Source organism: Curvibacter fontanus (assembly GCF_054780335.1).
Genome location: NZ_BAAGWN010000024.1, coordinates 1 through 1,110, shown reverse-complemented (window position 1 = coordinate 1,110; position 1,110 = coordinate 1). Strand labels below are relative to the sequence as shown.

Genomic DNA, 1,110 nt, shown 5'->3' with positions numbered 1-1,110 from the left:
GACTGTAACGATTGAATCGGTAGTAATGCGCCGTGACAGATCGCAATACTTCCATTTCACGGGTTTGGGTTGCTCGTTGTACTTGCGGATGTATCGCATGAGCTTTCTCTTGAGGTCTTGCACGGAAGTGAATACGCCGCGGGCGATGACATCGCGCTCGATCTTTGCAAACCACAGCTCCACCTGGTTCAGCCAGGACGAATACGTCGGCGTGAAGTGCATATGAACGCTGCTGTGCGTAAGCAGGAACTGCTCGACCTGTTTGGTCTTGTGGGCCGAAAGGTTGTCGGCGATGACGTGAATCTCTTTGCCCTTGGGCTGGTTGGCCACGATGTCGGTGAGAAACGCCACGAACTCCGCTGAGGTGTGACGTGTGGCCGTCTTACCCAATACCTCGCCGGTCTTGGTGTTGAAGGCTGCATACAAGGACAGCGTGCCGTGGCGGAAATACTCAAACCCGTGGCGCTCGGCACGCCCCGCAGACAGCGGCAGCACCGGCTCCAGCCGATCCAGCGCCTGAATTGCCGTCTTCTCATCGACGCTGAACACCACCGCGTTTTGCGGCGGGTTCAAGTACAGCCCGATGACATCGGCGGCCTTGGTCTCAAAGTCCGGATCGTTGGAGGTGAGGTAGCCCTCCAGCAGATGCGGCTTGATACCGTGCTTGGCCCAGATGCGGGCCACTGTCATGTGCGAGATATCGTCACCCAGCTCCGCTGCCAGCTTGCGCGAGGACCAGTGGGTCGAACCATCCGCCGGTTTGTGCTTGGCGGTGCGGGCCAACACACGCGCCTCCAAACTGGAGGTCACCTTGTAGCGCTCACGCCCAGCGTGTCGGGCAAACAGGCCCGCGAGCCGATCGGCTTCAAAGCGTTTGCTCCATCGGTGAATGAAGCTGTCGCTGCAGTCCAGTTTGGCGCGAATCTCTGCCCAAGTCAGGCCCTCAGCCAGCAGCAGGATCAAGCGCGCGTGCCGCGCCGAATCGGCCCGACCAATCCTCGTGGCAACTTGCTGCTGAAGTTCCATGCGTTCGCTCTTGGTGAGTTTCATCGCAACCTCCAATGAGATCGCCGCAATGATACTTCCGTCTTAAACGTTACAGTCTACTAG

Annotated in this window: 1 protein-coding gene; it reads right to left on the bottom strand. The window is 58.6% G+C overall.

From position 1 onward, the window contains the following. The coding region (locus tag ACYVH8_RS12745; RefSeq protein WP_460489191.1) for an IS630 family transposase at positions 1 to 1,050 on the bottom strand (1,050 nt) is incomplete at its 3' end. Positions 1,051 to 1,110: the final 60 nt, after the last annotated feature.